We start from the raw sequence: 23,473 nt of genomic DNA, 5'->3' as shown, positions 1-23,473 counted from the left end.
CGGTCCGCACGTTTGCATCCGCCCCGATCACATTCGACATGTGAAAGTCCTTCTCCAACAAGGAACCCCACCGGGCCCCTCCCCCGACAAGACGATCACGAAGACGGGCTGTGTCATCGTGATCTGAAATGGAACATGATCAGTTTAGATCAAGTATGACCTATGTAACAGCGTTTCTTACTAGCAAGTCAGGTCACATCTGATTTCCAATTGCGTTCACGCTGAATCCAGACCCAACAAGGACGCGAGAAGCGGTGTTATATCCTTGTGGACAGGTCCAGAGCGTCAGCGCGAAGTCCCGGCTCGCTGACCGGCAACCCTCCAACCGCGGTGGGGTGCTCCGGGGTGATGACCTGGTCGTGCGGAAACGCCGCACGGCAAGCGCGGGTCCGACGGTCGGACCCATGGCCGGGGCAACCCGAACCGACCGGAAGGTGAATCAGAACCATGTCGCAAACTCCCGAAGATCCGACTGCTGCCTGGAGCTTCGAGACCAAGCAGGTCCATGCAGGCCAGGGCGTCGACACGGCGACCAACGCACGGGCCCTGCCGATCTACCAGACCACTTCGTACGTCTTCAACGACACGACTCACGCCGCCAACCTGTTCGGGCTGGCCGAGCCGGGCAACATCTACACCCGCATCATGAACCCGACGCAGGACGTCGTCGAGCAGCGCCTCGCCGCGCTCGAGGGCGGCGTCGCCGCGTTGCTCCTCGCATCGGGCCAGGCTGCGGAGACCTACGCGATCCAGAACATCGTCGAGGCCGGCGGCCACGTCGTCTCCAGCCCGCGTCTCTACGGCGGCACGTACAACCTCTTCCACTACACGCTGCCGAAGTTCGGCATCGAGGTCACCTTCGTCGACGATCCCGATGACCCCGAGTCCTGGCAGGCCGCGGTGCGTCCCAACACCCGAGCCTTCTTCGGGGAGACGATCTCCAACCCGAAGATCGAGGTCCTCGACGTCGCCGCCGTCTCCGAGGTCGCCCACCGCAACGGTGTGCCGCTCATCGTCGACAACACCGTCGCCACGCCGTACCTGCTCAACCCCTTGCAGCACGGCGCCGACATCGTCGTGCACTCGACCACCAAATGGATCGGCGGGCACGGCACCACCATCGGCGGCGTCATCATCGACGGCGGCAACTTCGACTGGTCGGTGCAGCGCGACGGCGAAGACCTCTTCCCCGGCTTCACGCAGCCCGACCCGAGCTACGGCGGCGTCAAGTTCGTCGACCTCGGCGCTCCGGCGTACGCGCTGAAGGCCCGTGTGCAACTGCTGCGCGACACCGGTGCGGCGATCTCGCCGTTCAACGCCTTCCTCATCGCGCAGGGCATCGAGACGTTGAGCCTGCGGGTGGAGCGGCATATCGAGAACACCAAGAAGGTCGCCGACTTCCTCACCAAGCACCCGCAGGTGGAGAAGGTCTACTACGCCGATCTCGACTCGTCGCCGTACAAGGAACTGGCCGGCAAGCTGCTCCCCAAGGGCACCGGCTCGGTCATCAGCTTCGAGCTCGAAGGCGGCGTCGAAGCCGGCAAGAAGTTCGTGGACGCGCTGACGCTGCACAGCCACGTCGCCAACATCGGCGACGTGCGCTCCCTCGTCATCCACCCCGCGTCGACGACCCACAGCCAGCTGTCCGGCGAGGAACAGCTCTCCGCCGGTGTCACGCCCGGCCTCGTCCGCCTGTCGGTGGGCATCGAGGGCATCGACGACATCCTCGCCGACCTCGAACAGGGCTTCGCCGCGGCGAAGGGTTAACGAAGAAAGGCCAGGGCTGCGCGATCAGCGAAGCGAAAATGACAATCCTGAACAGTCGCCGACACGGCGTGGACGCTACGTCCGCGCCGTCGTCGGCGGTTGAACCGGATTGGGCGCAGACCCCCGATGGCTCGCTCCACCAGATCCCGGTCGGCTCGATCTCCCTCGACGGAGGATCGACGATCCCCGAGGTCACGATGGTCTTCTCGCGGTGGGGCAAACCCAACGCCGCGCGCGACAACATCGTCCTGGTGCTGCACGCTCTCACGGCCGACACCTACATCACGGGTCCGGCCAACGACGAGCACACCGCGCCCGGCTGGTGGGACGGACTCATCGGCCCCGGATCGGCCCTCGACACCGACGAGTGGTGCGTCATCGCCGCCAACGTGCTCGGCGGATGCAACGGCTCGACCGGACCGTCCTCGCTTGCTCCCGACGGCAAGCCGTGGGGTTCACGCTTCCCGCAGATCACCGTCCTAGACCAGGTGCGCGCCGAAGCCGCGCTCCTCGATCAGTTGGGGGTCACCTCGGTGGCCGCCGCCGTCGGCGGGTCGATGGGCGGCGCCCGCGCCCTGGAGTGGGCGATCGAGTACCCGGAACGGACCCGCGCCGCGCTGGTACTCGCCGTCGGCGCACGCGCCACCGCCGATCAGATCGGCACCCAAACCACCCAGATCGCCGCCATCAAGGCCGACCCGGCCTGGCAGGGCGGCGACTACCACGGCACCGGCGTCGCACCGACCGCCGGGATGGGCGTCGCACGAAGGATCGCCCATCTCACGTATCGGAACGAGCTGGAACTCGACAGCCGGTTCGCCAATTCCCCTCAGGGACAAGAAGATCCGTTGCACCACGGACGCTACGCGGTGCAGAGCTACCTCGACCACCAGGCCGACAAGATCGTCGCCCGTTTCGACCCGGCGTCGTATGTGGCGCTGACCGAGGTACTCAACAACCATGACGTCGGCCGCGGACGCGGGGGCGTCGCCGCGGCGCTCGGCTCATGCCAGACGCCGGTCGTCGTCGGCGGGATCGACACCGACCGCCTGTATCCGTTGCGGCTGCAGGAGGAGTTGGCCGCCGGACTCGGCAATTGCGTCGGCGGGCTCCGCGTCGTCGAGTCGGTGTACGGACACGACGCTTTCCTCATCGAATTCGACGCCATCGCCGACCTGCTGCGGCAGACCGTCGCGCTGGCTCGCTAGCCGCCCGGACAAATTCGTCGGCCACAGGCCGCGACGAGGACATATCGGCCACGAAGGCGCCGACAGCGGACAAATTTGAACTCAGCGCGTGCCCAGCGGGTCGATCGTCGTCGCCATCCACAGCACGACCGTCGCCAGCGTCGCCAACGCCGCGACGTCGAATCCGCGACTGCGGACCTGAAGCAGGCCCGCGCGACTCGTCGGCAAGAAGGCCCGTAGCACGGCGCCGAAGGCCAATGCTCCACCGAAGACGAAGGCCCCTCGGCGCCAGCGGTCGACGAAGACCAGGATCCCGGCCACCAGGACGACGAACAGCACCAAGAAATATGGGATCTGCATGACGTACCAGCGGCGGACCCTGGCCCGCCGCAGCTTCTTGGCGCGCTCGGCGTTGGTCGGCGGCGTCTCGATCTCCGGCAGGTCGATGTTCGCGACCGCGGTGACGGGCTGAGCCTCCGGCGCGACGTCGACGTGCGGCGTCACGTTGTGCTCGGGCTCGGCGCGGCCGGAATCGGTCACGTCATGCTCCTCGTGCCGCCAGTTGGGCCTCGGCCCGCTCGATAATGTTGACGAGCAGGAATGCCCTGGTCAGCGGCCCGACGCCGCCAGGATTGGGCGACACCGCACCGGCGACCTCCCACACGTCGGGGTGAACGTCGCCGACGAGTTTCCCGTCGTCGCCGCGACTCACGCCGACGTCGATGACCGCAGCGCCCGGCGCGACCATGTCGGGTTTGATCAGGTGCCCGACGCCGGCCGCGGCGACGATGATGTCGGCGCGCTTGGTTTCGGCGGCCAGATCGCGCGTGCCCGTGTGGCACAGCGTGACCGTGGCGTTCTCGCTGCGGCGCGTCAGCAGCAGCCCGATGGGCCGGCCGATGGTGACGCCGCGCCCGATGACGGTGACCCGCGCCCCGTCGATGGGGATGTCGTATCGGCGCAGGAGGTGGATGACGCCGCGCGGCGTACACGGCAGTGTCGACTCCTTGCCGAGGACGAGGCGGCCCAGGTTGATCGGGTGCAGGCCGTCGGCATCCTTGTCCGGATCGATCTTTTCGAGCGCGGCGTTCTCGTCGAGGTGGCGCGGCAACGGCAGCTGAACGATGTAGCCGGTGCAGCCGGGATCGGCGTTCAACTCGTCGATCGCGGCGTTGAGCTGCTCGGTCGTGATGTCGGCGGGCAGATCCTTGCGGATCGAGTTGACACCGATCTTGGCGCAGTCGTTGTGCTTGCCCTTGACGTAGGACTGCGACCCCGGATCGTCGCCGACGAGGATCGTGCCCAGCCCCGGCTCGATGCCGGCGGCCTTGAGCTTTTCGACCCTGGTGGCCAGGTCGGTGAAGATTTCATCGCGCGTGGCGATGCCGTCGAGTCGTGTCGCTGTCACGGCTGCCATTGTTCCATGTCGCGACGGTCGGGCGACGCCGCCGCCCCGGCTGCACGGCTGCTACCGTGCGAGCGTGTTCCGCATCCTGTTCGTGCAGCCGTGCATCCCGCCGAATACCGGCAACGCGATCCGGCTGGCCGCCAACACCGGCTGCGAGCTGCACCTCGTCGAACCACTCGGGTTCGAGATGACCGATGCACAGGTCAAACGCGCCGGGCTGGACTATCACGAGATGGCGCACGTGACGGTCCACGCCGATCTGGCGGCGGCGTGGGAAGCACTGCGACCCGAGCGGGTGTTCGCCTTCACCGCCCACGCGACGCGCTTCTTCACCGATGTGGACTACCGGCGGGGCGACGTCCTGATGTTCGGGCCGGAACCGACGGGACTGTCCGACGAGATGCTCGCCGACCCGCACGTCACCGACCAGCTGCGTATCCCCATGCTTCCCGACCGACGGTCGCACAACCTCGCCAACTCCGCGTCACTGGCCGTCTACGAGGCGTGGCGGCAGCACGGATTCGACGGCGCGGTGTAGGCCACTGGAATCCGCCGCTGGTTGATGGCGCCCGGGGAACGGCTCAGCACCAGTCCCGCGACCGGGTACCGATCCGCAGATCCATCTTCTGCAACCGGTCGGCCACCACCGTCACCGCTCCTTCGGCGTTCTGCACCTTTCCGCGAATCACCAGCGCCGATGCCGTATGCGCCAACTCGCGGTACTTGCGCCACAAGCCGACCGAGCACATGACGTTCACCATGCCCGTCTCGTCCTCGAGGTTGATGAACGTGACCCCGGACGCGGTCGCCGGCCGCTGGCGGTGGGTGACCGCCCCTGCGACAAGGACGCGGGCACCGTCGTCGACGCTCAGCAGTTGGTCGGCGGGCACCACGCCCATCGCATTCAGGCGCGGACGCAGGTACTGCGTCGGGTAACTGGTCGGCGTGATGCCGGTGGCCCACGCGTCGGCCGCGGCCGACTCCACATCCGAAAGCCCGGGCAGTTCCGGCGTCGGCGAGCCCGGACGCAGCGGTAGCTGATCGTGCTTGCGCCGCGACACCTCTCCCGCCGCCCACAACGCCTGGCGTCTGGTCATGCCGAAGGAGTCGAGCGCGCCCGCTGTCGCGAGTGCCTCCCATTGCGCCTGGGTCAGCTCGACGCGCGCGGCCGCATCGTCGAGATCGAGGAACGGTCCGTACGCCGTGCGTTCGTCGACGATCCGCTTGGCCACCTCGTCGCCGACGGTCCGCACCCCGGCCAGCCCCAGTCGCACGTGAGCCCCCGCCTCCTCCAGCGTGGCGTGCGGCAACGACGCGTTCAGGTCCGGGCGGTGCACCGTCACGCCGTGACGGCGCGCGTCGGCCACCAGTGACTGCGGCGAATAGAACCCCATCGGTTGCGCCCGCAGCAACGCGGCACAGAACGCCGCCGGGTGATACAGCTTGAACCAGGCCGAATAGAACACCAACGACGCGAAGCTCTGCGAATGGCTCTCCGGGAAGCCGAAGTTGGCGAAAGCCGCCATCTTCTCGTAGATGCCCTGGGCGGTGTCACCGGTGATGCCGTGCAGATCGCGCATGCCGTCGAAGAGCCTTTGACGCAGAGCTGCCATCTTCTCCGGCGACCGCTTGGAGCCCATCGCCCGGCGCAGCTGGTCGGCCTCGGCCGCGCTGAATCCCGCGACATCGACTGCCATCTGCATGAGCTGTTCCTGGAATAGCGGGACGCCGAGGGTGCGGCGAAGCACGGGCTTGAGGGCGGGATGGTCGTAGTGCACTGACTCGGGGTCCTTGCGATGCCGGATGTACGGATGCACAGATCCGCCCTGGATAGGACCGGGGCGGATCAGGGCGACCTCGATGACCAGGTCGTAGAAGTTGCGCGGTTTGAGTCGCGGCAGCGTCGCCATCTGGGCGCGCGACTCCACCTGGAACACGCCGACCGAGTCGGCCCGGCACAGCATGTCGTAGACGGCGGGGTCGGTCAGTTCGAGCTTCGCGAGGTCGACGTGGATCCCCTCGTGCTCGGAGACGAGATCGATCATGTAGTGCAGCGCCGAGAGCATCCCCAGCCCGAGAAGGTCGAATTTCACCAGGCCGATGGCAGCACAGTCGTCCTTGTCCCACTGCAGGATGCTGCGATCCTTCATCCGCGCCCATTCGGTGGGACACACGTCGGCGATCGGCCGGTCACAGATCACCATGCCACCGGAATGAATGCCCAAATGCCTTGGAAGGCCGGCGATCTGGGCGGCCAGCTCCTTGACGTCGTCGGGTGCCTTGTCGGGCATCCGGCTCCACGCGTCCTGCTGCCCAGTCGCATAACCGAGGGCGCGCGCGGTGTCGCGGATGGCCGAACGCCGACGGTAGGTGATGACATTGGCGACCTGAGCGCTGTTGTCCCGGCCGTACTTCTCGTAGACGTATTGAATCGCTTCTTCGCGGCGGTCGGACTCGATGTCGACGTCAATATCAGGCGGCCCGTCGCGCTCCGTGGAGAGGAAGCGCTCGAAGAGGAGGCCGGTCCCGATCGGGTCCACCGAAGTGATGCCCAATGCGAAACAGACGGCCGAGTTGGCGGCACTACCCCGCCCCTGGCAAAAGATCTCCTCTTTACGACAGAAATCGACGATGTCGTGGACGATGAGGAAGTAGCCGGGGAACTCAAGGTCCTCGATGATCGCCAACTCGCGCTCGATCTGCCGATAGGCGTCTGGATTCTTCTCTGGCGGGCCATAGCGGTTCGCCGCCCCCCGCATGGTGAGTTCGCGCAGCCAGGTGGCCTCGGTGTAACCGTCGTCGACTGTGAACGGAGGAAGTTGCGGAGCGATGAGGTCCAGCGTGAATGCGCAATCGGCGGCAAGGTTGACGGCATTGTCGATCGCTCCGGGGTGAGCGGACAGCAGCCGCATCATCTCGTCGCCGCTGCGCAGATGCGCTCCCCCGACCCCGGGCATCCAGCCGTCGATGGTCTCGATGTCGGTGCGGGCCCGGATCGCGGCCATGGCCATCGCCAGCCGCCGACGGTGCGGTCCGGCGAAGTGCGCTCCCGTCGTCGCGACGGTCGGCAGCCTGCATTCCGCGGCGAGTCCGGCCAGGACCGCGTTGCGCTCGTCATCGTCGGGCTGGCCGGTGGCGGTGAGCTCGACGACGACGTTGTCGTGGCCGAATCGCTCGATCAGGTCACCCAGCGCCCGGCGCGCAGCCTCGGGCCCCCCGCGGTCGAGCGCTCGACGGAAGGCTCCTTTGCGACATCCGGTGAGGATGAGCCACTCCCCGGACGCCTCCGACAGCTCGTCGAGGTCGTAGCGCAGCAGCCCTTTCTCTCCACCGCTCATGTGCGCGGCCGCCATCGCCCGGGACAGCCTCCGGTAGCCCTCCGGTCCGCGGGCGAGGACCAGCAGATGTTCCCCCGGCGGATCGGGGACACCGGTTCGCACCGCGTCGTGCGCCAGGGACAGCTCGGCGCCGAAGACGGTGGGCAATCCGAACTCGCGCGCCGCCTCGGCGAAGCGCACTACTCCGTAGAAGCCGTCGTGGTCGGTGAGCGCCAGCGCCTTGAGGTCCAGACGCACCGCCTCCTCCACCATCTCCTCCGGCGTCGACGCCCCGTCGAGAAAGCTGAATGCGCTATGCGCGTGCAGTTCGGCGAACGGCGCCGCGGACCGGACCGGACGGACCGTCTCGTCGGCAAGATAGGCCTCCCGTTTGCGCGACCATGCCGGACCGTCCCCGCCGTCGGGAACGCCGGTGTCATCGACGTGCTGATCGTCGGGCAGGACGTCGTCGCGCACGTTCTGCCCCGAGCGCGGCCGCCCGGAGAGCACCCGTTCCATCTCCGCCCAGCTCGACGGACCGTTGTTCCAGCCCACCGCCCCATCTTATCGAACATATGTTCGTAGGGTCGGACTAGTGCCCAACCGTCCGCTCGACAGCCTCGGCACATTCCCCCAACGATGCCCGGCCCAACACACCGCAACGAAACACGTCCCGGCCACACCACCCGTGGCTAACAACCGTCCCGGTGGGCGTCGAGTGCAGACCTGACCCCGGTGTGAGTGAAGTCCACCCCCTTCCAGAGCAACGGTTCGTCGCGGTCGACGGCGAGGGCGTAGGCGAAGCAATCGCCGTAATTGAGCTGAGCCGGATGGCCGCTCCCCTTGCCGAAGTCCGCGAACGCCCGCCGAGCGATCTGTACCTGCTCGACGGTGACGGGGACCACCTCGATCCGTGCGGCTCTCAGCCAGGAATCAAACGCCCGGCTGGCTTGCGACAGGCCCTTGCGGTCGATCACGATCGCACACTCCAGGTAGGTGCCCGCCGACATGACCGAGGCGTTGGCGGCCAAGGCACCGGCGTAGCGCTGCGCGTCGGCCTCGCCGGTGAGGATCGCCATCACGGCCGAGGTGTCGACGATCATCCGGGCAGACCGCTCTCGTCATAGAGGTCGGCAGTCAGGTCGGTGCCCGCGGTTAGTTCGAGCATGTCGCCGATCTCAGCGCCTCGAACGAGGATCCGCCGAGCTTCGTCTTCGGCAAGCAAGGCACGCAGGCGGGATTCAACGGCCGAGCGCACCACCGCCTCCTGACTCTCCCCAGTGAGTCTGGCGATCTGCTTGACCATCTCGTGTGTCTGCGGATTCTTGATGTTCATCGCCATTAGGTACCAACCTTCTCATCGAGAGGTACCAATATACCTTTCCGGAAACACGAAGGCCGTTCACTCGTAAACCCCCTCGATCCGCCATTGCTCATCGGGACCGAAACGAAGCAGCAGTGCCCGCTCGTCGTCGAGCAGCACCTGGGCGCGGGCGAGAATCCCGTCGCCGGAAAGCCCGCACGGCCAGGGACCCGCCCACCAGTGCACCGACCAGCCTCGGTCCTCGGTCGCGACCGCGACCGGTTCGCCGGTGAACGCTCCTCGTGCGGTCACCGTCACCGACTCCCCCGCGGAGTCGCGCAGCCGCACCGGAGTGTCGACCAGGACGGCCGGGGTCGGTTCGGGCAACCGCGACGGCCACGGCACGCCCACCGGCCGCTCCGGGACCGCCGCTTCGCCCGCCGGCACCAGCGTGATCTGTTCAGCGGGGCCACGACCGCCGCTGCGAACCGGGATCGTCACCGCGTCCATCCCCAGCAGACCCTGGACTCGCACCAGGGAGCGGCGGATTCGCTCGGCGCGCGGACCGTCGATCCCCGACACCATCCCCGATCCGGCCAGGGCGTACTGCAGCCCCGTCCCGGTGGACACTTCGATCGGCTCCAACCGCAACTCGACGACCGGGGAGTCCGGCCCCTCGCCCACCCCGGTGGCCCCCTCGGTCAGCCACCCTTCGAGCTGCCAGCGCACCCGATCGGCTGTCGCCTCCGGGGTCAGCGGCAGCGCACAGCACCAGATACGCGAATTCTCTTGTCCTCGTTCGGTTCTCGCGTGGACAGCCAGACGGGTGCAGGACACCGATGCGGCGGTGAGTCGCTCGTGCAACTGCGCGGTGAGCCGCCGGGCCAGGAAGGCCGCGGCGTCGATGCGTTCGACCGGTGGGTCGCATGCGTAGACGACGGTCAGTTCCGGGGGCGGCGGTGTCGCCGATGGTGCGCGTCCCGGTTTTCCCGACGCCTGCCGGTGAGCGAAGGCGGCATCGGCGTCGAATCGGCCGGCCACGTCGGCGGCGGAGAGCGCCGCAAAGGCGCCCATCCTGCGAATTCCCAAGCGCCACAGCAGATCCACCAGTTCCTCCCGGGAGTCACCGCCCAAGCTGGGCTCGACCGCCAGTTCTCGGATCGACAGCGGAGCCAGGAACTCCCGGTCACCGCCTGGTGCGACGAAGCACTCCCGGCGTGCCGCCAGCACCGCGGTGAACATGTCGTCGGCGACACCCACTTGCACCTCGGCTCCGACGTCTGCGACCGCTTCCACAACCGCCGCGCCCACGTTCTCCTCGGAGCCGAAATACCGCGTCCCCGACAACGGTGCTGCCAACAACCCCGGCCGCAGCACTTCGGCCGCGGGCAGGATGACGGTGACCGCCTCGACCACCGGGCCGAACAACCGGCCGTCGCGGTCAGGATCGTCGGCGACGATGACCAACTCGGGGCACGAAGATTGCGCTTGCCGTTTGCGCATACCGCGGCGCACACCCGAGCGTCGTGCCGGCACCGAGCACGCCACGACGCGGTTGGCGGCGAGGACCGCGATCGGCACGTCGGGCGGAAGATCTCGCTCGGCGGCAGCGGCGACGGCCGGCCAATCCGGCGCCCACAGGGCTAGAGTCCGGCGGGCCATCAGACGGACTCCGGCTCTCGACACAGCCGCTCCCCCGTCGCGGCCACCACCGGGTTGAGTGTCGGCGACGACGGAGCCGACGCATCGAAACCTCGGCCACCGTCGGTAGCGGTGAATCTGGTGTGCCGTAGCGGACGGTTGCGTGAACGCAATGACACCGACAGGTCCCACCCGTCGATCCGGCCATAACCGCATACCGATCCCGTCGGCGACGTCCGGTACCCGCTCACCCGCGCCGACAGATGCGCGGCGGCTCCCGGCCACCGGCCGTCGACGACCAGCAGCACCGCCGAGTTGCGTCGGGCCCGGGCGGCGAGAACCTTGGCGCGCGACGGCTGTACCGACATCCCGCCGAGGTTGAGCACCACCAGATCCATTCCGTCGAGCAGGACCGTCGCGATCTGCAGCGGATCGGGACCGGGGTCGGCGACGAGGGCGATCCGAGAAAGCTCCGCACCCATCTCGGCGGCGGCGAGCATGCTCAACCGGGGCAGTCCGACGACCGCGACCTGCGCTCCGGCCCCGCTGCTCGCGGCGATCATCGAGAGCAGCAGCGACCCGGTCCTCGAAGCCGCCACCACGCTGCCCCGCGCCAACCCTCCCCAGGGAAACAATTCGGCGAGCGAGGCGGGCACCGCCAGGATCTCCGGCACCAGACCGTCTTCCCCCGGTCCGGCATCGGAATTCCCCCGCGGCACCGCGCCACCGGCATTTGCCCCGACCTTGGCCATCGCCTGGCGCAGTTGCGCGATGGTGGGGCTGATCGCTGCTTCACCCATGTCTTCTCCGACCGTGTTTCACCCGTGCCCGCCGGATCGGCGAGCCACCCGCGAAGCTGGTCGGGAAGATACCGAGCTTCATCGAACATTTATTCGATAGACAGACTGTAGACCCCCAGCCCGACAACGCGCAAGAGAGAGCATTACCCCAGTTCAGAGCGCTAAAACAGGGTCGGCTCCGCCATCGTCGCAGCTCCCGGAGCCACCGATGGAACCGGCGTGGATTCTGCGGGCGGCGTGGGCCCCGGCTGCCCCATCAGACCGTGCCGCGCGGCCAGTGGACGCAGGCGCTGCGCGAGCCACGACGAGTACTCACCGGACACGTAGGCGCCCCGGCCGTACAGCGCTCGATAACGCTTCACGAGTGCCGGATGCTCGTCGGCCAACCACTGCAGGAACCACCCCTTCGTCGACGACCGGAGGTGCATCGGTATCGCCGAGACGCTGACCGCCCCCGCGGCGGCGACCTCACCGAACAACGCGTCGAGATGGGCCGCCGAATCAGTCAGATACGGCACCACGGGCGCAACCATCACATGCGGGGAGAACCCGGCGTCGGCCAGGGCACCGATGAGTTCCAGCCGCGCCCGGGGCGACGGGGCGCCGGGGTCGAGGTGCTTGGCCAGCTCGTCGTCGACCATGGCCAGCGACACCGAGAGCGAGACGTCGACGACATCGGCCGCCTGGCGCAGCAGCGGCAGGTCGCGCTGGAGCAGTGTGCCCTTGGTCAAGATGGAAAACGGTGTTCCCGACGCTGCGAGCGCGCCGATGATCGGCGGCATCAACCGATACCGCCCCTCGGCCCGCTGATACGGGTCGGTATTGCTGCCGAGCGCAACCACTTCACGCCGCCACGACCGTCGTCGTAACTCTTTCCGCAGCACCGCGGCGGCGTTGAGTTTGACGACGATCTGGCGATTGAAATCCTCACCGGCGTCGAAGTCGAGGTACTCGTGGGACGGCCGCGCGAAACAGTACCGACAGGCATGGGTGCAGCCGCGAAAAGTGTTGATGCTGAACCGGAACGGCATACCCGACGACACCGGGACCGGGTTGAGCAGCGACCGGCACAGCACCTCGTGGAAGGTGATGCCGGCGAACTCCGGCGTCGTGACCGTCCGCACGAGATCCGCGCGCCCGAGCCCGGGCAGCCCGCCGTCGTCGGACTCGATCGTCTGTTCTGACCACCGCATGGCTCAATGCGAACATATGTTCTATTGGCTGTCAATGCGGCGCGGACGACGAGCGCCCGGTCAGCGCCCGGACCAGGCCTTCCATCCCCTGGCCGCCCAGTAGGCGACGAGGAGAACGCCGGCCAGTGCGACATCCACGGTCCCGGTCAGGACGGCGCCGTCGGCGTCGCGGAAGGCGGCCAACAGCAGAAGCCCGACGATCAGCTTCTGGGCGATCAGCACCTCCCATACTCCCGGCAGGCCGCGCGGTCGCCACGCCAGAAAGCAGGAAGAGCGCGGCATACACCGGAAAGCCGGTGAGATCGTGGACGGCGGTGACCCGCAGCGCGTCGTCGGCCTTCGACACGGCCTCGGCCGCCGACCAGACCGAGCCGAAGGCGCCGAGTGCGGCCAACACCAGCAGTATCCGAGCGAGAAGGTCGCGAGATCCGGTCGGCAACGTCATGTGAGCCTTCGGTTTCGGAGGAGACGCGGAGAATTCGTCCACAGCGTACCCAGCCCGCCGTGGGCCCGCTGACCGCCGCGGGCCCGGCGCTCGCTTCGAATCACCACGGTTGCAAGGTCGACCCAGCCGCGGGCCGGCGGCTTCACTGGTCCCACCGACACCACACCTCGATCCAAGGACCGAATCATGACTCGCCAGCTCCACCTCGGAGGCTTCCTCATCGCCTCGCCCGTCACCCATTCGCACGCCGCCTGGCGGCATCCGGGATCGGAGACCGACTATTTCAGCGCCGACCACTATCACCGGGTCGGCCGGATCCTCGAGCGCGGCACCTTCGACTTCGCGTTCTTAGCCGACCTGCTCGCCGCACCGGTCCGCTTCGGCGGCGACCAGTCCGAGCCGTTCCGGCGAGGCACCCAGGCCGCGGCCACGATCGACCCGAGCCTCGTCGCCGCCAGCATCGCCGCCGTCACGACCCGGCTGGGCATCGCGGTGACCAAGTCGACGACCTACTTCCACCCCTACGAGGTCGCGCGCGTCTTCGGCTCGCTCGACCATCTCAGCCGGGGCCGGATCGCCTGGAACATCGTCACCTCGCTCTCGCAGGCCGAGGCGCAGAACTTCGGGTTCGACGAGCATGTCGAGCACGACCAGCGCTACAAGCTGGCCGAGGAGTTCGTGAGCACCGCGGTCAAGCTTTGGTCGAGCTGGGACGTCGACGCGGTCACCGCGGACAAGGAGTCGGGCGTCTGGGCCGACCCGTCGAAGATCCACCCGATCGACCACGTCGGCGACCACTACCGCTCGCGCGGACCGCTCAACCAGCCGCGTTCGCCGCAGCACCGGCCAGTGCTGATCCAGGCCGGGTCGTCGGACACCGGGAAGAATTTCGCGGCGCGCTGGGCGGAGGCGATCTTCGAGATCGATCCGACGCCGGAGGGCCGCAAGGCCTACTACGACGACGTCAAGTCGCGGGCGTCGAACTTCGGCCGCAACCCTGACCACGTCAAGATCTTCCCGTCGTTCATCCCGTTCATCGGGGAGACCGAGTCGATCGCCCGGGAGAAGCAGGCCTTCCACAACGAGCTCGCCGACCCGATCTCCGGTCTCATCACGCTTTCGGTGCACACCGATCACGACTTCTCGCAGTACGACCTCGACGCGCCCGTCGAGGACATCACCGTGAGCGGCACCCAGGGACTGTTCGACGTCGCGCGACGGCTGTCCCAGCGCGACAGCCTCACCCTGCGCGACATCGGCAAGCTGTACGCGCAGGGCGTCCTCCTGCCGCAGTTCGTCGGCACCGCCGCCGACATCGCCGACCAGATCGAGGAATCCTTCAACGGCGGGGAGGCCGACGGGTTCATCGTCTCCAGCGCCCAGACGCCCGGCACTTTCAACGAGTTCGTCGACTACGTCGTGCCGGAACTGCGTCGTCGCGGCCTGTTCCGCACCGAGTACGAGGGGACGACGCTGCGCGAGCACCTCGGCCTGGGCGACCCGCAGGAGGATCTGCCCGCCGATTTCCGCGACGCGGAGTTGCGACTGGGCGCCTGACGCGCGAGGGGTCGCGGCGGCGGCGGAGCACCCGGAGAAGGATCGTGCCTTATATAGAAGTAGCATCGATAGATGCAGCGCGGTCGGACTCCCTGGCTCGCGGTCGCCGCGCTCTGCAACGCGGGCATCGTCGTCGCGCTCATGCAGACGATCATCATCCCGCTGATCCCCGGCCTGCCCGGTCTGCTCGACGCGGAGCCCGAGAACACCGCGTGGGCGTTGACGATCACGCTTCTCGTCGGCGCGGTCGTCACACCGATCTCCGGACGACTCGGCGACATGTACGGCAAGCGCCGCATCCTGTTGCTCAGCCTGCTGTGCGTCGCGATCGGATCGATCGGTTGCGCACTCTCCCCCACGCTGCTGCCCTTCCTGATCGGACGCGGCCTTCAGGGCCTGGGCATCGGCACGATCCCGCTGGGCATCAGCATCATGCGCGACATCGTGCCGCAGGAGCGCCTGGGGTCGGCCATCGGCATGATGAGCGGATCGCTGGGCATCGGCAGCGCGCTGGGTTTGCCGTTCGCCGCGTCGATCGCCCAGGCCTTCGACTGGCACACCCTGTTCGTCGTCTCGGCGGGGGTCGCCCTCGTCGCGATGGTCGGGGTCACCCTCGTGGTGCGCGAGCCACATCCGCCACCCGGCGGGCACTTCGATTTCGCCGGGGCGGCCGGCTTGCTCCTGTTGCTGACGGCGATGCTGCTCCCCCTCTCCCGCGGTGCGGCGTGGGGATGGAGCCATCCGGCCACGCTCGGCCTGCTCGCGGCATCGGCGGCGATCGCCGTCGTCTGGGGCCGCTACGAGCTCGGGCTCGACGCCCCGCTGATCGACTTGAGGATCGTCGCCGACCGGCCGGTGCTGTTGACGAACCTCGCGTCGGTCGCGATCGGCTTCGCGTTCTACACGATGCAGATGCTCCCGATCCAACTGCTCATGACGCCGGAGTGGATGCGCGCGGGAATGGGTTTCGACATGCTGGTGGCCAGCCTGATCCTCACGCCGGCCGGGCTTCTGATGTTCCTCAGCGCACCGGTGTGTTCGCAGCTGTGCCGGATGTACGGTCCGCGAATCGCGCTGGCCGTCGGGGCCGGAGGCATGGGCGTCGCCTTCGTCGTCCTGCTGCTCGCCCTGGCCGATGTGTGGCAGTTGAACTGGGTGACGATCGCCGTGGTCGGCGCGTTGTCGGGCGGCGGGCTCGGCGTCGCCTACGCCGCTATGCCCGCGCAGATCATGCGGTCGGTGCCCGCCGAGCAGACGGCGGAGGCCAACGGGGTGAACTCGCTGGCCCGCGCCGTCGGCACCTCCCTGTCGACCGCTGTCGTCGGGATGGTGCTCGCCTGGTCGATCCGCCGATCCGAACTTCCGGCGAGCACGACGATCCCGTCGACGACCGGATACGTGCTGGCCGGTCTCATTTCGCTGGGCGCATGCGGGCTCGCCGTCGCTATGGCGTTGGCCATTCCTCGCCGTCCCCGGACTTCTAATTTCGGCCAACCGAAGTTATAGTATTGCTATGGCGAAAAAGAGGTTGGTCGCGTTGGTGTTCGCCCTCGTCGGGGCTGTGGTGCTCGCCGGATGTTCGGGTGAGTCGCGGACCGATGACGGCAAGCCGGTCGTGCTCACCACCTTCACCGTCTTGGCCGATATCGGCCGCAATGTCGCTGGCGACCGGCTGACCGTCGAATCCATCACCAAACCGGGCGCGGAGATCCACGGATACGAGCCCACCCCCGCCGATGTCCGCAAAGCGGCCACGGCGTCGCTGATCGTCGACAACGGCCTCGGCCTGGAGGCGTGGTTCGCCCAGTTCGTCGCCGACGTCGATGCTCCGCGCGTCGTCGCCAGCAAGGGGGTGAAGCCGATCGACATCACCTCCGACGCTTACGCCGGCAAACCGAATCCGCACGCGTGGATGAGTCCGCCGAACGTCGAGATCTACGTCGACAACCTCGTCGACGCGTTCATCGGCATCGACGCGGAAGGCGCCGACACCTACCGCGCCAACGCCGCCGACTACAAGAAGAAGCTGCGCGCCGTCCAACAGGACCTGGTGGCCTCGCTGAAAGTACTGCCCGCCAACGAGCGCGCGCTGGTCACCTGCGAGGGCGCCTTCTCCTACCTGGCGCGCGACGCGGGCCTGACCGAGCGGTACATCTGGCCGGTCAACGCCGAGCAGCAGGCCACCCCGCAGCGCGTCGCGGCCACGATCGACTTCGTGCGCGGCAAGCGGGTGCCGGCCGTGTTCTGCGAATCCACCGTGTCCGACAAGGCCATGCGGCAGGTCGTGGGAGCCACGGGAGCCCGCTTCGGCGGCACCCTCTACGTCGACTCGCTCTCCCTGGCCGACGGCCCGGTGCCCACCTACCTCGACCTCATCCGACACGACGCCAAGACGATCGTCGCCGGTCTGACCGGAAAGGCCGCGTGATGACCGTGGTGGAAGCGGTGGCCACCGAGCCCGGCGGCCCCCTCGGCGACGCGGCGATCGACGTCCGCGACGTCACCGTCCGGTACGGGGACATCCTGGCGCTCGACGACGTCAGCATCACCGTTCCCCAGGCCACCGTGTGCGCGTTGATCGGGATGAACGGCTCCGGCAAGTCCACCCTGTTCAAGACGATCATGGGGTTGGTGACACCGTCGTCGGGCAGCGTCGCGATCGACGGGATGGCTCCCGCGGCGGCGCGGCGCTCGGGCGCGGTCAGCTACGTTCCCCAGTCCGAGGAGATCGACTGGGCGTTCCCCCTGTCGGTACGCGATGTCGTGATGACCGGACGGTACGGTCGGCTCGGCTTCACCCGGCGTCCGCGCGGTGCCGACCGCGACGCCGTCGACGAGGCACTCGCCCGCGTCGAACTGACCGACTTCCAGAACCGCCAGATCGGCCAGCTCTCGGGCGGCCAGCGCAAGCGCGCCTTCGTCGCGCGGGCATTGGCCCAGGAAGCGTCGGTGCTGCTGCTCGACGAGCCGTTCGCCGGCGTCGACAAGCGGTCCGAGGCGGCGCTCACCGCGCTGCTGCGCGACGCGGCGGATGCCGGCGCGACCGTCCTCATCTCCACCCACGACCTGCAGTCGGTGCCGCGCCTGGCCGACGAGGCGATCCTGCTGCAGCGCCGCGTGCTCGCACACAGCACGCCCGCCGACGTGGTCACACCGGAGAACCTGGTGCGCGCGTTCGGCCTCGATCCGCTCGACACCGTTGCGGGTACGCCATGAGTACGGTGATCGATCTGCTCGTCGACCCGTTTCAGTACGGATTCATGACGCGTGCGCTCGCCGCGACGCTCGTCGCGTCGGTGGTGTGCGCACTGCTGTCGTGCTGGCTGGTGCTGATCGGCTGGTCGCTGATGGGCGACGCCGTGTCGCACGCCGTGTTGCCCGGCGTCGTCCTCGCCTACATCGTCGGCGCGCCCTTCGCGCTGGGCGCGGTCGTCTTCGGGTTCCTGGCCGTCGCCCTCATCGGCGCGGTGCGCAACCAGGGGCGCGTCAAGGAGGACGCCGCCATCGGGATCGTGTTCACCACGTTGTTCGCGCTCGGTCTTGTCCTCATCTCGGTCACCCCGAGTCAGACGGATCTCAACCACATCATCTTCGGGAATCTGCTCGGAGTCTCGGTGTCCGACCTGGTCCAGATCGGCATTCTCGGCGCCATCGTCGCACTGGTCCTGATCCTCAAGCGCCGCGACTTCACGCTCTACGCCTTCGACCCGACCCACGCCTTCGCGATCGGACTCAACCCGCGACTGCTCGGCGCGATCCTCCTCGGGCTGCTCGCCCTCACCGCGGTCACCGCGCTGCAGGTCGTGGGCATCGTCCTCGTCGTCGCGATGCTCATCATTCCGGGAGCCACCGCCTATCAGCTCACCGACCGGTTCCGGGTCATGCTGATCGTGGCGCCCACCCTCGCGGCCCTGTGCGGTGTGGTCGGGCTGTACATCTCCTACTATCGCGACACGTCACCGGGTGGAATGGTCGTGCTCACGCAGGGTGTGCTGTTCTTCCTCGTCTACCTCTTCGGCCCCACCCGCGGAGTGGTGACCAAACGGCTCCGGTCCCGCGGCCGGATCGTTGCGGCGCCAGGCGGTGAAGTGGCCGCGTAGCCGGTTCTATACTCGCGGAGTGACTATCGAGCAGCGGGTGCCCGGCCCCGATCACCTTGTCGCCGGGCGCTATCGGCTGCGGTCGCGGATCGGCGAGGGCGGCATGGGTTCGGTCTGGCTGGCCAAGGACCAATTGCTCAACCGCGACGTCGCGGTCAAACGCGTCGTCTCCCTCGAAGGACTCGCCGAGGACAGTGCCGAGGCCATCCGCGCCAAGGCGATGCGCGAGGGGCGGATCGCGGCAAAACTGGCTCACCGCAACGCCATTGCCGTCCACGACGTCGCCCTCGACGGCGGGACCCCGTGGCTGGTGATGGAATACCTGCCGTCGCGCAGCGTCGCGCAGATCCTGCATACCGTCGGGACGCTTCCGCCCAACGAGGTGGCCCAGATCGGCGCTCAGATCGCCGCCGCCATGGCCGAGGCGCACTACGCGGGCGTTCTGCACCGCGACATCAAGCCGGGCAACATCCTGGTCGCCAGCTCGGGCGGCGACGTCGGGCTGGTTAAGCTCACCGATTTCGGTATCGCCGATTTCAAGGACGATACGCACGCCACCGACGACATGGTGTCGGGGACGCCCGCCTACTTCGCCCCCGAGGTGGCCCGCGGTGCCGCCGCCAGCGAGGCGTCGGACGTGTACTCGCTGGGGTCGACTATCTACACGATGGTCGAGGGCAAGCCGCCCTTCGGCATGGACGACGACACCACCTTCCTCCTCGACCGAGTGGCGCGCGCCCGATTCGACGCGCCGCAGCAGGCCGGTCCGCTGGAACCGATGCTGATGGCGATGCTGACGCCGAGTCCGGCCAAGCGTCCGACGATGATCGCGGTCCGCGACCAGCTGGCAGCGATCGCGGCGGCACAGAATCGCACGACCCCCGACAAGATACTCCACGGTCGCATCAGCCGTCCCGACGGCGCCGTGCCGGTATGGGCGCTGGTCACGCCGCGCCCGCCGCGGCTCGTCACCGGTTCCTACCAGCGGTCCTACGCACCGGCCGTGACGACGGGATCGTATGGACGGTCGTTCGTGCCCGCTCCGCCGCCGTCGACCCACCAGCCCCCGCAGCAGGACGACAAGGGTTGGGACAAGAGCTTGCTGATCGTCGCCGGGGCGGTCGTGCTGGCGCTGTTGATGCTGGTCTTCGTGCTGGCGATGTGAGTGCCCGCCGCTACTCCCACTCGATGGTGCCCGGCGGCTTGCTGGTCACGTCCAGCACGACGCGGTTGACCTCGGGCACCTCGTTGGTGATCCGGGTGGAGATCGTCTCGAGAACCTCGTAGGGCACGCGGGTCCAGTCGGCGGTCATCGCGTCCTCGCTCGAGACCGGGCGCAACACGATCGGGTGGCCGTAGGTCCGCGAGTCGCCCTGGACCCCAACGCTTCTCACGTCGGCGAGCAGGACGACGGGACATTGCCAGATCTGGCCGTCGAGGTTGGCCGAGGAAAGCTCCTCGCGCGCGATCAGGTCGGCGCGGCGCAGCAGGTCCAGGCGGTCCTTGGTGACCTCGCCGACGATGCGGATGGCCAGGCCGGGGCCCGGGAAGGGCTGACGGTTGACGATCTCCTCGGGCAGGCCGAGTTCGCGGCCGACGGCACGCACCTCGTCCTTGAAAAGCAGCCGCAGCGGCTCGACGAGGGCGAATTCGAGGTCGTCGGGCAGGCCGCCGACGTTGTGGTGGCTCTTGATGTTGGCCGTGCCGGACCCGCCGCCGGATTCGACCACGTCGGGGTAGAGCGTGCCCTGGACGAGGAACTCGACCTTCTTGCCCGATGCCGCCTGGTCGCCGACGACGCCTGCCGCGGCGTCCTCGAACGCCCGGATGAACTCGCGCCCGATGATCTTGCGCTTGGTCTCCGGATCGGAGACGCCTGCCAGGTCGGACAGGAATTTCTCCTCGGCGTCGACGGTCACCAGCCGGGCACCAGTCGAGGCGACGAAGTCGGTCTTCACCTGTTCGCGCTCCCCCGCGCGCAGTAGACCATGATCGATGAAGACACAGGTCAGGCGGTCGCCGATGGCGCGCTGGACCAGTGCGGCCGCGACCGCGGAGTCGACCCCACCGGACAGGCCGCAGATGGCCAGACCATCGTCGCCGACCTGCTGCCGGACGTCGGCGATCAGCGCCTCGGCGATGTTGGCCGCGGTCCACGTCGGTTCCAGGCCGGCGATCTCGTAGAGGAATCGGGTGAGTACCTGCTGGCCGTGCGGGCTGTGCAGGACCTCGGGGTGGTACTGGACGCCGGCCATCTTCTTGGCCGTGTTCTCGAATGCGGCAACGGGGGCGCCGGGTGTGGTACCGGTGACGGTGAAGCCGTCGGGAGCCTGCTGAACGGCGTCGTTGTGGCTCATCCAGACCGGTTGGGTCTCGCCGAGTCCGTCGTGCAGGACACCCGGCTGCGTGGTGAGCGTCGTGCGGCCGAACTCGCGTCCGCCCGTGTTGGCAACGGTGCCGCCTAGTGCCTGGGCCATCGCCTGGAAGCCGTAGCAGATGCCGAAGACGGGGATGTCGAGGTCGAGGATCGCTGGGTTTAGCGTTGCGGCGCCGTCGGCGTAGACCGACGCCGGTCCGCCCGAGAGGACCAGCGCCGCCGGGTTCTTCGCCTGGAACTCCTCGATCGGAGCGTCGTGGGCAATCACCTCGGAGTAGATCCGCGCTTCACGCACCCGACGCGCGATCAGCTGCGCGTACTGAGCACCGAAATCGACGACGAGGACTGGGCGGGGGCTGGCGTTGGAAGTCTGGGCCACGGCGGCCAGTCTAGTGGGCGTCGAGGTGTACATCGAAGGACGGCCCGGCGTCGATCTGACCCGGTGGGTCAGCGCAACGCCGTCGGGTTCACCGGGTGGCCCAGGGGTCGACCAGTTCGATACCAGTCTTGGCGAAGTCCCGCGTGTTTCGTGTCGCGCATACCGCGCGTTTCGATCTGCAGATCGCCGCGATCTGCGCATCGGCAGTCGTGATCGGCAGGCCGGCCTTTTCTCGGCGGAATAGCACCTCTGCGTACTCCGCGGCGGCGGCCTCGTCGAATGGAAGCACCGCGCCGCTCTCACGGTATGTCCGCAGCACCGTCTCAATCATGGAGCCGAGCGCCGCCCGACGTTTACCTGCCGGAAGTCGTCGTACCCCGGCGAGGAGTTCGGCGGCGGTCATCGCCGTGATCGCCACCTCGCCGGTCAGGGACTCCATCCACGCGAGGACGGAGGGATCGGGGCGCTTCCGAAGAACCTCCGAGACGACGTTCGTGTCGAGGACGATCACTCGAGGTCCACTGCCCGGGCGATGTCGGTACGCGCCGGGATTTCGAGGTCGATCCCACCGAGTTCACGCGACGCCTGGTACATCGCCAGCCCGATATTGGGCCGTTGCACGGCCCGGACCAGGATGTCGCGCAGCTCGGCCTCCATCGACCGGCCGTGAGCCCTCGCCTGTGCGGCAAGCTGCTCCTTCACGGAGTCGTCGAGACCCCGAATGACTACTGAGGCCATCACAATCACCTCCCCTTCGTGATATCAACTATGATATCAAAATCGGATAATTTCGATGATCCATGGCCCAGCTCATTTGGGGTTACCCGTAACGCCGGCAACGCCCATCTCGATAGCCGACTACACGCTGCCAAATGTGAGGGGTTTCCGGTGCGACGTTGGTTGGCTGTTCCAGGCACATTGTTGATGGCCGCCGGGCTGGCGGCGTGCGGCCCGAGTCCTGAAGCTGGTCCGGCCACGACCAGTTCGGTGCGGTCGACATCTCCGGCACTCACCTCGACCGATTCTCCACCGGCAACGTCGAGCGAAACGACCCCGGCCGAAGCGGCTGTGGCCGTCGATCCCAAGGAATACGCGACTGCCCTCGGCGTCTACTTCGTGACACCGTCGCGCAACACCTACTGCGGCTTGAGCCGACTGATTTCGGGTTGTCAGTCGAAGCGCGCGCCAGTGCCGAAAGGCGCCAACTGCGTGAACCCCACATTTCCGGTGAGTCAGCTGGCCAAGGGTTTCTATATCGAGGAGGACGGCCCAATCGTGCCCTCCTGTTTCAATCAGGGCGTCTTCGTTGCGTCTGACGAGCAGAAGGTCCTGCCCTACGGTTCGAAAATCACCGCGGCCGGGTTCACCTGCACGTCGTCGAGAGAGCGCGTCTCCTGCACACGGAACTCCGACGGTCACGGATTCGACCTGTCGACCGAACGCGCCAGCCAGTGGTAGTCAGGGCATCGACGTCGAGGGATGCGCTCACGTCACCTATCTTCCGGTGAAGCCCAGCTGAGAATGATCGATGTAGACGACGTCATCGGGTTTGCCGATCGGGTGTACGCGCAGCGTCATCGTCGGATTCGGGGTGTCGTCGACGATGATCACATGCGTGGTCCCGGCCGGCAGGTCGACCGGCCAGCCGGCGTCGTTGGTCGGGTGATCGACGAGAACCAGGGCCCGGCGGCCGGCGAGATCGACCTGGTCGTAGCAGATCGGGACCGGATCACCGAGAACATCGGCCGCGCCCCGGTCGGGTGCGGGCGGATGAAGCAGCAGCCGGTCGTGCATCCGGTCACGGCATTGCTCGGCGACCTCGAATGCCCGGTCGGGATCGGCGAGCAAGCGCTCGTATGTTTCAGCGTCGAGTCCGTAGAACTCCTCGTAGTCGACCATTCGGCCGGCGATCGGGATCGAGATGTACCGGCGACCGTCGTCGTCGATGCCCAGCGAGAACCGCTTCTCGCGCGAAACATAGGCCGGTGCGCGCACGGTT

24 protein-coding genes and 1 riboswitch are annotated in these 23,473 nt (G+C 67.7%); of the genes, 11 read left to right on the top strand and 13 right to left on the bottom strand.

Annotated features, from left to right (window positions below):
- The first annotated feature begins 274 nt into the window (after nt 1–274).
- A riboswitch (SAM riboswitch) is annotated at nt 275–390 on the top strand.
- Between the two features lie 57 nt (nt 391–447).
- The gene (locus tag GOARA_RS04960) at nt 448–1,767 is read left to right on the top strand and encodes a bifunctional o-acetylhomoserine/o-acetylserine sulfhydrylase (RefSeq protein ID WP_007321207.1); all 1,320 of its coding nucleotides are present in this window, start codon (nt 448–450) and stop codon (nt 1,765–1,767) included.
- Nucleotides 1,768–1,805: 38 nt separating this feature from the next.
- The gene (gene metX / locus GOARA_RS04955; protein ID WP_007321206.1) at nt 1,806–2,975 is read left to right on the top strand and encodes a homoserine O-acetyltransferase MetX; all 1,170 of its coding nucleotides are present in this window, start codon (nt 1,806–1,808) and stop codon (nt 2,973–2,975) included.
- A gap of 81 nt (nt 2,976–3,056) precedes the next feature.
- On the opposite strand, the gene GOARA_RS04950 is transcribed toward metX, so the two are convergent.
- On the bottom strand, nt 3,057–3,386 hold the full coding sequence (locus GOARA_RS04950; protein ID WP_040521798.1) for a DUF3017 domain-containing protein: 330 nt from the start codon (nt 3,384–3,386) through the stop codon (nt 3,057–3,059).
- A 109-nt stretch (nt 3,387–3,495) separates the two neighbouring features.
- Entirely contained in the window at nt 3,496–4,362 is an 867-nt protein-coding gene (locus tag GOARA_RS04945; RefSeq protein ID WP_138947542.1) for a bifunctional methylenetetrahydrofolate dehydrogenase/methenyltetrahydrofolate cyclohydrolase, read from the bottom strand.
- Nucleotides 4,363–4,435: 73 nt separating this feature from the next.
- Here GOARA_RS04945 and GOARA_RS04940 point away from each other — a divergent pair, with 73 nt between their 5' ends.
- Entirely contained in the window at nt 4,436–4,900 is a 465-nt protein-coding gene (locus tag GOARA_RS04940; RefSeq protein WP_007321203.1) for a tRNA (cytidine(34)-2'-O)-methyltransferase, read from the top strand.
- 43 nt (nt 4,901–4,943) lie between these two features.
- Here GOARA_RS04940 and GOARA_RS04935 read toward each other — a convergent pair whose 3' ends face one another.
- From GOARA_RS04935 to GOARA_RS19715, 7 genes are all read right to left on the bottom strand, one after another.
- Nucleotides 4,944–8,234 (bottom strand): error-prone DNA polymerase, encoded by a 3,291-nt coding sequence (locus GOARA_RS04935; RefSeq protein WP_007321202.1) that lies wholly within the window; start codon nt 8,232–8,234, stop codon nt 4,944–4,946.
- Nucleotides 8,235–8,371: 137 nt separating this feature from the next.
- Nucleotides 8,372–8,782 (bottom strand): type II toxin-antitoxin system VapC family toxin, encoded by a 411-nt coding sequence (locus GOARA_RS04930; protein ID WP_007321201.1) that lies wholly within the window; start codon nt 8,780–8,782, stop codon nt 8,372–8,374.
- Nucleotides 8,779–9,021: a type II toxin-antitoxin system VapB family antitoxin gene (locus GOARA_RS04925; protein ID WP_007321200.1), complete on the bottom strand. Its 243-nt coding sequence runs from the start codon at nt 9,019–9,021 to the stop codon at nt 8,779–8,781. Before GOARA_RS04925 ends, GOARA_RS04930 begins: the two co-directional genes overlap by 4 nt.
- Before the next feature lie 60 nt (nt 9,022–9,081).
- A complete protein-coding gene (locus GOARA_RS04920) occupies nt 9,082–10,644 on the bottom strand; it encodes a DNA polymerase Y family protein (protein ID WP_007321199.1) in 1,563 nt (520 codons plus the stop codon).
- Nucleotides 10,644–11,423: a DnaE2-dependent mutagenesis accessory factor ImuA' gene (gene imuA', locus GOARA_RS04915; RefSeq protein ID WP_007321198.1), complete on the bottom strand. Its 780-nt coding sequence runs from the start codon at nt 11,421–11,423 to the stop codon at nt 10,644–10,646. Before imuA' ends, GOARA_RS04920 begins: the two co-directional genes overlap by 1 nt.
- Before the next feature lie 161 nt (nt 11,424–11,584).
- Complete coding sequence (locus GOARA_RS04910) at nt 11,585–12,616, bottom strand: Rv2578c family radical SAM protein (RefSeq protein WP_007321197.1); 1,032 nt, start codon at nt 12,614–12,616, stop codon at nt 11,585–11,587.
- Nucleotides 12,617–12,676: 60 nt separating this feature from the next.
- The gene (locus GOARA_RS19715) at nt 12,677–12,898 is read right to left on the bottom strand and encodes a hypothetical protein (protein ID WP_007321196.1); all 222 of its coding nucleotides are present in this window, start codon (nt 12,896–12,898) and stop codon (nt 12,677–12,679) included.
- Between the two features lie 14 nt (nt 12,899–12,912).
- On the opposite strand from GOARA_RS19715, the gene GOARA_RS20115 reads away from it, so the two are divergent.
- The 7 genes from GOARA_RS20115 to GOARA_RS04880 all read left to right on the top strand — a co-directional run bounded on the left by GOARA_RS20115 (nt 12,913) and on the right by GOARA_RS04880 (nt 19,883).
- Nucleotides 12,913–13,065, top strand: a complete 153-nt coding sequence (locus GOARA_RS20115; RefSeq protein WP_170265705.1) for a hypothetical protein — start codon at nt 12,913–12,915, stop codon at nt 13,063–13,065.
- Between the two features lie 182 nt (nt 13,066–13,247).
- A complete protein-coding gene (locus tag GOARA_RS04905) occupies nt 13,248–14,618 on the top strand; it encodes an LLM class flavin-dependent oxidoreductase (protein WP_007321195.1) in 1,371 nt (456 codons plus the stop codon).
- Between the two features lie 72 nt (nt 14,619–14,690).
- Nucleotides 14,691–16,124 carry an MFS transporter gene (locus GOARA_RS04900; RefSeq protein WP_007321194.1) on the top strand — a complete coding sequence of 478 codons (1,434 nt, stop codon included), beginning with the start codon at nt 14,691–14,693 and terminating at the stop codon, nt 16,122–16,124.
- 7 nt (nt 16,125–16,131) lie between these two features.
- The gene (locus GOARA_RS04895; RefSeq protein WP_007321193.1) at nt 16,132–17,046 is read left to right on the top strand and encodes a metal ABC transporter substrate-binding protein; all 915 of its coding nucleotides are present in this window, start codon (nt 16,132–16,134) and stop codon (nt 17,044–17,046) included.
- Nucleotides 17,046–17,834 carry a metal ABC transporter ATP-binding protein gene (locus GOARA_RS04890; protein ID WP_007321192.1) on the top strand — a complete coding sequence of 263 codons (789 nt, stop codon included), beginning with the start codon at nt 17,046–17,048 and terminating at the stop codon, nt 17,832–17,834. Before GOARA_RS04895 ends, GOARA_RS04890 begins: the two co-directional genes overlap by 1 nt.
- On the top strand, nt 17,831–18,718 hold the full coding sequence (locus GOARA_RS04885) for a metal ABC transporter permease (RefSeq protein WP_040521783.1): 888 nt from the start codon (nt 17,831–17,833) through the stop codon (nt 18,716–18,718). The genes GOARA_RS04890 and GOARA_RS04885 overlap by 4 nt, the downstream gene beginning before the upstream one ends.
- Before the next feature lie 19 nt (nt 18,719–18,737).
- A complete protein-coding gene (locus tag GOARA_RS04880; RefSeq protein ID WP_280985227.1) occupies nt 18,738–19,883 on the top strand; it encodes a serine/threonine-protein kinase in 1,146 nt (381 codons plus the stop codon).
- A gap of 10 nt (nt 19,884–19,893) precedes the next feature.
- On the opposite strand, the gene guaA is transcribed toward GOARA_RS04880, so the two are convergent.
- The 3 genes from guaA to GOARA_RS04865 are packed head-to-tail and all read right to left on the bottom strand — an operon-like array spanning nt 19,894 to nt 22,212.
- Nucleotides 19,894–21,507: a glutamine-hydrolyzing GMP synthase gene (gene guaA / locus GOARA_RS04875; RefSeq protein WP_050947162.1), complete on the bottom strand. Its 1,614-nt coding sequence runs from the start codon at nt 21,505–21,507 to the stop codon at nt 19,894–19,896.
- Between the two features lie 55 nt (nt 21,508–21,562).
- Nucleotides 21,563–21,985 carry a type II toxin-antitoxin system VapC family toxin gene (locus GOARA_RS04870; protein ID WP_007321188.1) on the bottom strand — a complete coding sequence of 141 codons (423 nt, stop codon included), beginning with the start codon at nt 21,983–21,985 and terminating at the stop codon, nt 21,563–21,565.
- On the bottom strand, nt 21,982–22,212 hold the full coding sequence (locus GOARA_RS04865; protein ID WP_040521794.1) for a FitA-like ribbon-helix-helix domain-containing protein: 231 nt from the start codon (nt 22,210–22,212) through the stop codon (nt 21,982–21,984). The genes GOARA_RS04870 and GOARA_RS04865 overlap by 4 nt, the downstream gene beginning before the upstream one ends.
- A gap of 150 nt (nt 22,213–22,362) precedes the next feature.
- Here GOARA_RS04865 and GOARA_RS04860 point away from each other — a divergent pair, with 150 nt between their 5' ends.
- Nucleotides 22,363–22,932, top strand: coding sequence for a hypothetical protein (locus GOARA_RS04860; RefSeq protein ID WP_138947541.1), 570 nt, complete (start codon nt 22,363–22,365; stop codon nt 22,930–22,932).
- Nucleotides 22,933–22,968: 36 nt separating this feature from the next.
- Here GOARA_RS04860 and GOARA_RS20355 read toward each other — a convergent pair whose 3' ends face one another.
- Complete coding sequence (locus GOARA_RS20355; protein WP_007321185.1) at nt 22,969–23,469, bottom strand: DUF7161 family protein; 501 nt, start codon at nt 23,467–23,469, stop codon at nt 22,969–22,971.
- Nucleotides 23,470–23,473: the final 4 nt, after the last annotated feature.

The organism is Gordonia araii NBRC 100433 (assembly GCF_000241265.1).
GTDB classification, from domain to species: domain Bacteria; phylum Actinomycetota; class Actinomycetes; order Mycobacteriales; family Mycobacteriaceae; genus Gordonia; species Gordonia araii.
Note: the sequence above shows the minus strand (reverse complement) of the source record. Positions and strands in the feature narration are given on the sequence as shown.